Raw genomic sequence first — 9645 nt, forward strand, 5'->3', positions numbered from 1 at the left:
TCGGCTCGGTATTCCAGGTCGGCGTATCGCCAACAACCGACTCGGTCAGTCCCCTCTCCCTCTGGGAGAGGGCTAGGGTGAGGGGCTTTTGGCGGTATACGCAGGCCACACTTTTGACGTCAAATTTCGAGCCCGAAAATCGGTGGTCATTTATCGACTACGCCTCTAAAGTGGCAGCCGGTCTGTAGAGTAGGACACTCGGTCAGCCTCTTATCGCACGGTGAGTCAACGATTGACCCATAACGCCATTCAACGTCTTTTGCTCAAACGCTTTGCCCTCGCTGCGGCCACCTATGGATTGGCTTTGCTGCTGCTGTGGCTGTCGTTTTTCACGGGTCATTACGAGCAGTCCCTGACTTCTGTGGCCGTCGGCAGTGCGCTGGTGGTGATCAGCCAGTCGGTGCTGTTTGCACTGTTCTGGAGCGGGCGCAATCTGCGCTTTGCCGATCCCAGCCTGACCGAAGCACAGGTGCTGATCGGTCTCGGCTGGCAGACCTGGCTGATCGCCCATCTGGATGAAGCCCGCGGCGCCTTTCTGGTGTTCTACGTGTTGATCCTGCTGTTCGGCCTGTTCCATCTCAGTCGACGGGCGTTCATACGCTGTGCCTTGCTGGTGTTCTTCAGTTTCTGTGCCATCACGCTGTGGGACGGCTACTACTTCCGCTTGCGCGAGCCGGCGCTTGCCGCCTTGCAGGTGTGCATTCTGGCGATGGTGCTGGCGTGGCTGGTGCTTTACGCGCGCTTCGTCCAGGTTTCGCGACAACGCCAGCGCCAGCGCCGGTTTGCCTTGCAGGCGCATCAGGACACCCTGCGCGGGATGATGCGTCAGCTGGAAGATCTGGTCGCCACCGATGAGCTGACCGGGCTGTTCAATCGTCGGCATTTTCTGCGCCTGGCCTCGCGAGAGCTCAATGCCATGGACGACGATGTCGTGCATGGCCTGGCGTTGATCGACCTCGACCACTTCAAACGCATTAACGACCTGCACGGTCATGCGGCGGGCGATCAGGTGTTGCAGGCCTTCGCCGGCGTTGCTCAAGCATGCCTGCGCGACGGCGATGTGCTGGCGCGTTATGGTGGTGAGGAATTCGTTGTGTTGTTGCCCGATTGCGATGCCGAACGGCTGACCGCGTGTTGCGAGCGTCTGCGTATCGCCTTCACCGACGTTGAACTGGTCGGCCTGAATGTGCGCAACCTCAGCCTGTCGGCCGGCATGACGCTGTTGACGTTGGGCGATGATCTGGACGATGCCTTACAGCGCGCCGATCAGGCCTTGTATCGGGCCAAGCGTGACGGGCGCAATCGTTGTGCGGCCGCGTGGGAGAACGTCGATGCCTGAACTTCGCGTCGGTGAACGACAATGGTCAGTGGCCGCGGGCAGCAATCTGCTCGATGCACTCAATCAGCATGGCGTCGCGGTGCCTTACAGCTGCCGCGCCGGCAGTTGCCATGCCTGTCTGGTGCAATGCGTGCAAGGCCTGCCGGCTGACAATCGGCCGGACGCCTTGAGCGCCGAGCAGCGTCAGGAGGGCTGGCGCCTGGCGTGTCAGTGTCAGGTCGTCGAAGATTTGCAGGTGCATACGTTCGACCCGATCACCGACGGTCGCCCGGCAGTGGTCGAAGCGCTGGACTGGCTCAGCGACAGCGTCCTGCGTTTGCGCCTGACCCCGCAGCGGCCGTTGCGCTACAGCGCCGGGCAACATCTGGTGCTGTGGATCAATCACATCGCGCGGCCGTATTCGCTGGCAAGCCTGCCGGAAGAAGACCGCTTTCTCGAATTCCATCTCGATTGCCGCCAGCCCGGTGAATTCAGTGATGCCGCACGGCGCTTGCAGATCGGCGACCCGATCCGCCTCGGCGAACTGCGTGGCGGCGCCTTGCATTACGACCCGGACTGGCACAACCGGCCGCTGTGGCTGCTGGCCGCCGGCACCGGTTTAGGCCCGCTGTTCGGCGTGCTGCGTGAAGCCTTGCGTCAGGATCACCAAGGCGCGATCCGCGTCATTCACGTCGCCCATGATGCGGGCGAGCATTATCTGGGCAAACCCCTTGCTGCGCTGGCTGCACAGCGGGAAAACCTCAGCGTCGAGTTGTGGACAGCGGCCGAGTCAGCCGCCGCTTTGGCGCAACTGCGCCTTGTTTCCCGACAAACCCTGGCCTTAGTCTGCGGCTCGACGGCCAGTGTCGATGCCTTCGCCCGACGTCTGTACCTGGCCGGATTGCCGCGCAACCAACTGCTGGCCGACGTATTTTTGAGCCGTGGTTGAGCGCTGAATTTCAGACGCGAGACACGCCATGACTGATGCCATCCTGCTGGAACGCGAACGCGGTTTGCTGACCCTGCGCCTCAACCGCCCGGACAAGAAAAACGCTCTGACCCGCGCCATGTACAGCCGTCTCGCCGAGGCGCTGAAGCAGGCCGATGGCGACCCTGAAATCAACGCCGTGCTGATCACCGGCAGTGCCGAGTGCTTCACCGCCGGTAACGACATCGCCGACTTTGTCCAGCAACCGCCGAGCGACCTCGACAGTCCGGTGTTTCACTTCATGCTCAATTTGCTCGAATGCCGTAAACCGGTGATAGCGGCTGTGGCCGGCGCGGCGGTGGGCATCGGCACCACGCTGTTATTGCATTGCGATTTGGTCTACGTCAGCCGCGATGCGCGGTTGCGCATGCCGTTCGTCAATCTTGGATTGTGTCCGGAATTCGGCTCCAGCCTGATTCTGCCGCGTCTGCTCGGCCAGGCCAAAGCAGCAGAGCTTTTGTTATTGGGCGAAGGCTTTACCGGTGAACAGGCGGCGGCGTGGGGCATTGCCACCGAAGCATTGGGCAGTGGCGATGCGGCGTTGCGCAAGGCACGGGAGGTGGCGTTGCGTTTCGACGAACTGCCGGCTGAGGCGGTGCGTATCAGCAAGCAATTGATGAAGGCGCCGGATCGCGAGTTGATTCGTAAGGTGATCGAGGAGGAGGGCGCATTGTTCACTCAAAGACTGCGCTCGCCGGAAGCGTTGGCGGCGTTGACCGGATTTATCAAACGACATTGAAAAGCCAGCCCTCACTCAGAGGGAGAGGGAGCCGACCGAGGTGTAATGCGTTATACATCGACTTGAAAGAACCGGTCGGATTCAGCGCAGAGATAACAGGTCGGTGCAATTCTGCAATATCCCTCAATCGGTTCATCCTCCCTCAATCGGTTCCTTCTCCCTCGGGGTCCCTCTGGGAGAGGGCTAGGGTGAGGGGCTTTCGATTCAACGCAGACAACAAAAAGCCCCGGCACTCACATGCCGGGGCTTTGGTTTTTCAGCGTGTCACTCAGACCTGCGGGTCGCCCACGTGCAGGATCTTCATGCCGTTGGTGCCGCCGGTGGTGTGGTAGCTGTCGCCTTTGGTCAGGATGACCCAGTCGCCTTTTTCCACAACGCCGCGCTTGACCAACTCGTCGATCGCCTTTTGGCTGACTTCGTGCGGTTCCAGCGAAGCCGGGTCGAACGGTACGGTATACACGCCACGGAACATCGCTGCGCGCGCCTGTGTTTCACGGTGCGGCGAGAACGCATAGATCGGCACCGAAGAGCGGATACGCGACATGATCAGCGGGGTGTAGCCACTTTCGGTCAGCGCGATGATCGCTTTGACGCCCGGGAAGTGGTTGGCGGTGTACATGGTCGCCAGTGCGATGCTTTCGTCGCAGCGGGTGAATTCCTTGCCGATGCGGTGGCTGGAGGTTTTACCGGTCGGATGCTTTTCAGCGCCGACGCAGATGCGCGCCATTGCCTGCACAGCTTCCAGCGGGTACTGGCCAGCGGCGGATTCGGCCGAGAGCATCACGGCGTCGGTGTAGTCGAGCACGGCGTTGGCCACGTCGGACACTTCGGCGCGGGTCGGCATCGGGTTCTGGATCATCGACTCCATCATCTGGGTCGCGACGATCACAGCCTTGTTGTGGCGGCGTGCGTGCAGAATGATTTTCTTCTGAATGCCCACCAGCTCGGCGTCGCCGATTTCCACACCCAAGTCACCACGGGCAACCATCACCGCGTCGGACGCCTTGATCAGGCCGTCGAGGGTTTCGTCGTCGGCCACGGCTTCGGCACGTTCGATCTTCGCCACCAGCCAGGCGGTACCGCCGGCTTCGTCGCGCAGTTGACGGGCGTATTCCATGTCGGCAGCGTCACGCGGGAAGGACACCGCGAGGTAGTCGACTTCCATTTCAGCGGCGAGCTTGATGTCGGCCTTGTCTTTTTCCGTCAGGGCCGGTGCAGTCAGACCGCCACCGCGACGGTTGATGCCTTTGTGGTCGGACAGCGGGCCGCCGATGGTCACGGTGCAATGCAGTTCAGTGGCGGTGGCGGTATCAACGCGCATCACCACGCGGCCGTCGTCGAGCAGCAGCTCGTCGCCCACGCCGCAGTCCTTGACCAGATCCGGGTAGTCGATGCCGACCACTTGCTGGTTGCCTTCGGTCAACGGATGGCTGGTGGAGAAGGTGAACTGGTCACCGATCTTCAGCTCGATCTTTTTGTTGGCGAATTTGGCGATACGGATTTTCGGGCCTTGCAGGTCACCGAGCAGGGCGACGAAGCGACCGTGCTTGGCTGCGAGGTCACGCACCAGCTTCGCGCGAGCCTTGTGCTCGTCGGGGGTGCCGTGGGAGAAGTTCAGACGGGCAACGTCCAGACCAGCCAGAATCAGCTGTTCGAGAACTTCCGGCGAGTTACTGGCCGGGCCAAGGGTAGCGACGATTTTGGTACGACGGACGGACATGCAAAGACTCCTGAGTTCAAGCGCTAGCGAAGGCTACTATGCTCTTGGGGTGTAGTCATTGTTCGTTTGCACTACTTAATGTTTTCTTTATTGAACTCGACAACTGGCGCAAACACTTCTGAAGATTTCTCGGCAAGGGTCGATACAGAGCACAAGACAGGAGAACCCTCATGCGATTCGTACCCATTGCCGCCCTTGCCCTCAGCGTCCTCGCCGTTTCGGGCTGCACCCGTTGGTCGATGAACCATCATTTGAACAACGCCTACAGCGCCTATGACCGTGGCAATTGCGAGCAGGTCATGCTCGAACTGTCCAAGGTCGAACGCGCCAGCCGCGCCCGTCCGTACGTGTGGCCGGAAGTGTCGATGATGCGCGGCCAGTGCCTGGAACGGCAGAAAATGTTTGTCGACGCGGCGCAGACCTACCAGTTCATCATCGCCTCGTACCCGAACAGCGAATACGCCTACCGCGCCCGTGCCCGTCTGGAAACCTTGCAGAGCCTGGGCCACTACCCGACGCGCAGTGCCGCTGCCGTGGTACGACCGACCCGTTTCTGATGACAGTTGTCATACAAAATCTGGCTGTGTGTACAAGCTGAGCTATAGTCGAATAACCCGGATTCAGCGTCAGGTTCCTGAATCCGGAGCAACACCCGCGACTGGCAGTTGTAAGGTGACGGCGACGTAGCGACCGTTACACCGGAAGCGGGGAGAGCGGCCGGCGAAACCGGCTCGTTCCGAAGCAAAGGTGCGGCTCTGTGATGGAGCCTTGCATGGCGAACTGCGCATGTTTACCGAACGGATCGAACGGCATCAGTTGCCGTATTTCCTCAGAGTGTTCAACAGCGTCACCGACAAGCCCATCGGTTTTCTCGGCAACCTCTCCGAAGACGGGCTGATGCTCATCAGCCAACTGCCCATGATGGTCGGTGTGGATTTTCAGTTACGCCTGAAAATCCCCGCCAGCGATGGCTGTCAGCAGGTAATCGACCTCACGGCGTGTTGCGTGTGGTGTCACGAAGACGCCACACCGCTGCACTACGACGCCGGCTTCGTCCTGCAACGCGCGCCGCCGGAATTTGGGCAACTGGTGCAGGCGTTGCAGCGCTATTTCAGTTTTCAGCCGTTGCCGGCTTCTGCCTGATTCAAAACCGCTAAAAGCTTTGCGAGCAGGTTCACTCCCACACTGGATCCGGTGCACCTGCATCCTGTGAGAGCGGGTTTGTCCGCGAAAGCGTCTTCACTGGCACGCGCTTATTAACGGTCGGGTTGCATCAATTGCGCCCGCTCGTTATTCAGCCTTCTCTCTCAGAAACAGTTTCCGATCAGTCAGTTGATCGACAACTGATCAGGGGTTATCCGACCGAAACAAGTCGGTTTATTCGCTGGAAAAAATACCGTTCGTCGGGACTGTCAGATCTTACAGGTGTGCACTTGCACAGGCTGAGCGTTCAATGTTTTTGCAACAGGAACAAATCAGCTCAGCAAAGTGCGGAGGTTTTTATGAGTGACAAGAGAAAAAAACTGACAACTTCAAATCCGGACGGTCTTGAGGACGTCAGCGCTACTCAGTCGATTTCAGAGGAGGAGTTCAAGTCGATCGATAGTGCTCAGACAGTCACCAAAACACTGCGCGTCAGTGTGGGTAACTTTATAGGTGATCTGACTTTTAGCTATTGGTGGAAACATGGTGGAGGTTTGTTTTATTGCTATTCCTCACAATATCGTATTACCCAGTTGGTTAATCAAGGAGGTAACAAAGCAAACTTGCATTTTAGTTTCGACTCTAGGCAATGGTGGGGCAACGACTCCCCTGATGCCATGTGGCAGGACGGCGAGTGGCATAGCTATCCTCGCGGTGGATGGATTGCTGCCAACGGACGTGCTCGAGTCTTTATCAGATACATCTTCGATAGAGGGGATGCGTCTGATCCAGTGGGCTCCAATGAAATTTGGGTGGACTTTAGTATTTGAATGATGTTTGGCTTTTTTATGTAAAGTCTTAAACAACAGGGAGGCTGCAGATGATTACTGAAGGCGAGTCAGAGGGAGTGCTGATTACTTCGATTACAACTCCGGTGAATAATGCCTATGTGAGAAATGGCGATATTTTCGTTGCCGGTAATTCAGATGTTAACTTCCCTATCGTTTTGCGTATGTTCAGTGTAAATGACGAGGTCGCTGCCGAAACGATTACGCCAAAAAATGGGCGCTGGGACACTGTGATAAAGGGCGTGTTCCGACCCGGTCAATACAGGCTTGAGCTCCAGCCGGTTGGTGGCGTGAAGGTGACGGTGAATCTACGCGTCACACCAGTGACGATCATCTCTCCCGTTTCCGGAGAGGAAGTCGACGAACAATTCTCCATACGAGGAGCCGGTGGCGAGTATGGCTTGGGGGCGGTGAGGGTGCATAACGCATCGACTGGCGGGGTCTTGGGCAATGCTGACATTCAACCCGATGGGACGTGGGAAAAGCGCTTGACGCTATCAGGTAACAGCGCGTCTTACTTTGCCACGCAAATCATCGGCGATTTTCCTTCGCCCCTATCTGCAACGATCAATGTCACGAGCAGATCGACGCCCGTCATCACCAGCCCGGTTGAGCCTTTACAGAATTGCTCTTTCTCGATCGGTGGCACGCAGGGCTGGCCCGGCTCAGTCATGCAGATTTTCAAGGATCTATCGACCATTCAAGTGGGGGAAGATGCAGTATCCGCTGCCAACTGGTTTGCTCCAGTCATTGTCGAGCCAGGCCCCGTCTCGCTTGTCGCGATGCAAACCTTTGGCGGCGTACCGTCCAAGAGAAGCGCCCCCCGCTCTTTCCGAATCCGCCCTCCCAAACTGGCAGAACCTGAGGTCACCTTTCTTCCTGATACAAGCTTGAAGTTCTCCGGCTCCGGCCATTTCGATCAAAACCTCTCGACCGAAATCCAGTTCTCTGCCAGCGACGGCTCGCTGCCTTTGCCTTCCAACGTCCGCGTCAATGCCCAGGGCTATTGGGAAACGGCCCCCGTTGTCTGGTCTCTGGGCAGCTACGATGTGACGTTGATTCAAAAGATCGCCGACAACGCCAGTGGCTGGATCGAATCGCAGCCTCTTGAGTTCAAAGTCTGCAACGACATGCCGGATATCACCGAGGCGAGCTACACCGAGGAGTATCTACCGGTCTTCAGCGGCAAAGGTTATACAGGTGCCACCGTCTCGCTCAGGTTTCCCGATACAAACGAGGCTGCACGGAGTGTAGTGGTCGTGAACGGCCAATGGTCGACGTCTGCTTTGGTTGAGTGGGGCCCAACCAACAAGCGGGAAGTGCGCATTACACAGCATCTTGGAAACCATCCTTCGCAACGTCCTTTCATCCTGTACGTCACGATTCCACCGCTGGCGCCAGGCGTGGATGATCTTGGCGAAGAGGGGCTGGAGCCGGTATTTCGCGGCACTTGCTTGTCGGGCGCCACGGTGAGCATCAGGTTCAGCGACGATACCGAGACGCATGTGGCGACCGTGACGGGATCCACCTGGACATTTCAGCGACCAACCCCGTTCGAGGCAAATATCGAACATGCCGCGGAGGTCACGCAAACAATCCTCGATCTCCTTTCAAAACCGACCTCGAAAACCTTCACTGTCCACAGAGTCATGTTGCAACCGCTCATTGTCGCGCCGGGATCCGGCTCGGAAGTGGGGTTCGACGTCACCATTGAAGGTGATAACGGCATGCAGGGCGCGGTGATGCAATTGCATGACAACCAGATAGGCGCAACGCTGGGTGATCCGCTCGAATTGCTTGAGGAGGGCAAATGGTCTATCCAGTTGCTCGGTCTGGACCTGAGGGAATATTTCCTCCATGCGCAGCAGACGCTCAACGGGCGAGATTCGGCAAACAGTGCTGAGCACAGGCTCAAGGTGGTAGTGCCGCCGCCTCGATTCACGACGCCGATCCCTGGCGGAAGAGCGCCGCGCACTTCGAAAATTGCTGGAACCGGCAGAGCTACCGCGCGGGTGGAGGTCTGGCTGGAAGGCGCTACTGAGCCATTGCTGACGGATATTGAGGTGAACGCGTCAGGCAACTGGGATGCCGAAGTGAGTTTGCCGGTGGGCAACACGACCATCTGGGCTTTTCAAACCTTCGTCCACGATGGCATTGCGCAGCGCTCTCAGGCCAATGAGCGTTTGCGTTACAAGGTTGTGCCGGCGGCTCCGTTTATCGAAACCCCGACTGCCGATGACCATGTCGGCCGACGGGTCGTGGTCTCGGGTTTTGCGACGCCCGGCGACACCGTGACCGTGACGCTGGGTAGCGACCAGGCCAGCGCCGAGGTGCGGGAAAACCGGACGTGGTCGGTAACGCTGGAGCCCGGTCAAGACGAGGGCAATCATGAGCTGGACGCTGTGGCGGCTTGCGAAGGGTTTATATCCGATAGCGCGAAACGCACGCTTCAGCTGGCAACTTATCTGCCCACCGTTGAGATCCCAGAACCGGGACGCTGGGTCAGCAACCCGGTGCTGTTTGCCGGCAAGGGCCGTCAAGGCGTCGGTGTTCTGGTCGATCCGTTCAACCCGGACAAGACATGGCTAGCGTCGATTCAGGTCGACCCTGACTGGCAAGGCCTGTCTGACCAAACGCTACCGTTGGGTGGCAACTGGTGTCGTTTCAAGCTGCAGCCGAGCGACAGCGATCCGATGGGTTCTGACTGGGTCGTCAGTGAGCGGTTTGAAATCGAATCAGTGCCGACGGATAAAATCCGGTTGTAAATTTCCGATGAGTGGTCATAAAACCTGTCATTTCTGACAGTTGGCAGCGACTGCGTTCAAGCGCTAAATCCTTATGCAACGCTGGGTCCGCCTGACACCACAGTCAGGCGGCCCGGGCGGTTAT

At 58.4% G+C, this 9645-nt stretch carries 8 protein-coding genes; 7 read left to right on the top strand and 1 reads right to left on the bottom strand.

Annotated elements, in window-relative coordinates; translation table 11 throughout:
- Positions 1-232 precede the first annotated feature (232 nt).
- Genes PMI23_RS03500 through PMI23_RS03510 form a run of 3 tightly spaced genes read left to right on the top strand, consistent with a single transcriptional unit; the run spans position 233 to position 3045 of the window.
- Positions 233-1339: a GGDEF domain-containing protein gene (locus PMI23_RS03500; protein WP_007916248.1), complete on the top strand. Its 1107-nt coding sequence runs from the start codon at positions 233-235 to the stop codon at positions 1337-1339.
- Positions 1332-2267 (top strand): iron-sulfur-binding ferredoxin reductase, encoded by a 936-nt coding sequence (locus tag PMI23_RS03505; RefSeq protein WP_007916246.1) that lies wholly within the window; start codon positions 1332-1334, stop codon positions 2265-2267. Before PMI23_RS03500 ends, PMI23_RS03505 begins: the two co-directional genes overlap by 8 nt.
- 28 nt (positions 2268-2295) lie before the next feature.
- Complete coding sequence (locus tag PMI23_RS03510) at positions 2296-3045, top strand: enoyl-CoA hydratase-related protein (RefSeq protein WP_007916244.1); 750 nt, start codon at positions 2296-2298, stop codon at positions 3043-3045.
- Positions 3046-3313: 268 nt separating this feature from the next.
- On the opposite strand, the gene pyk is transcribed toward PMI23_RS03510, so the two are convergent.
- A complete protein-coding gene (gene pyk / locus PMI23_RS03515; RefSeq protein ID WP_007916243.1) occupies positions 3314-4765 on the bottom strand; it encodes a pyruvate kinase in 1452 nt (483 codons plus the stop codon).
- Positions 4766-4935: 170 nt separating this feature from the next.
- Here pyk and PMI23_RS03520 point away from each other — a divergent pair, with 170 nt between their 5' ends.
- From PMI23_RS03520 to PMI23_RS03535, 4 genes are all read left to right on the top strand, one after another.
- Complete coding sequence (locus PMI23_RS03520; protein ID WP_007916242.1) at positions 4936-5322, top strand: tetratricopeptide repeat protein; 387 nt, start codon at positions 4936-4938, stop codon at positions 5320-5322.
- Positions 5323-5551: 229 nt separating this feature from the next.
- Positions 5552-5908, top strand: coding sequence for a PilZ domain-containing protein (locus PMI23_RS03525; protein ID WP_007916241.1), 357 nt, complete (start codon positions 5552-5554; stop codon positions 5906-5908).
- Between the two features lie 359 nt (positions 5909-6267).
- A complete protein-coding gene (locus tag PMI23_RS03530) occupies positions 6268-6738 on the top strand; it encodes a hypothetical protein (RefSeq protein ID WP_007916240.1) in 471 nt (156 codons plus the stop codon).
- 50 nt (positions 6739-6788) lie between these two features.
- The gene (locus PMI23_RS03535; RefSeq protein ID WP_007916239.1) at positions 6789-9521 is read left to right on the top strand and encodes a hypothetical protein; all 2733 of its coding nucleotides are present in this window, start codon (positions 6789-6791) and stop codon (positions 9519-9521) included.
- The last annotated feature ends 124 nt before the right edge of the window (positions 9522-9645 follow it).

Origin of the sequence: Pseudomonas sp. GM24, assembly GCF_000282235.1 — a bacterium.
Taxonomy (GTDB): Bacteria; Pseudomonadota; Gammaproteobacteria; order Pseudomonadales; family Pseudomonadaceae; genus Aquipseudomonas.

Excerpts from the sequence above, each read along its gene's own strand:
- PMI23_RS03525 (WP_007916241.1), top strand. The coding sequence starts at position 5,552 with ATGTTTACCGAACGGATCGAACGGCATCAGTTGCCGTATTTCCTCAGA.
- PMI23_RS03535 (WP_007916239.1), top strand. The coding sequence starts at position 6,789 with ATGATTACTGAAGGCGAGTCAGAGGGAGTGCTGATTACTTCGATTACA.
- PMI23_RS03505 (WP_007916246.1), top strand. The coding sequence starts at position 1,332 with ATGCCTGAACTTCGCGTCGGTGAACGACAATGGTCAGTGGCCGCGGGC.
- PMI23_RS03520 (WP_007916242.1), top strand. The coding sequence starts at position 4,936 with ATGCGATTCGTACCCATTGCCGCCCTTGCCCTCAGCGTCCTCGCCGTT.
- PMI23_RS03530 (WP_007916240.1), top strand. The coding sequence starts at position 6,268 with ATGAGTGACAAGAGAAAAAAACTGACAACTTCAAATCCGGACGGTCTT.
- PMI23_RS03510 (WP_007916244.1), top strand. The coding sequence starts at position 2,296 with ATGACTGATGCCATCCTGCTGGAACGCGAACGCGGTTTGCTGACCCTG.
- pyk (WP_007916243.1), bottom strand. The coding sequence starts at position 4,765 with ATGTCCGTCCGTCGTACCAAAATCGTCGCTACCCTTGGCCCGGCCAGT.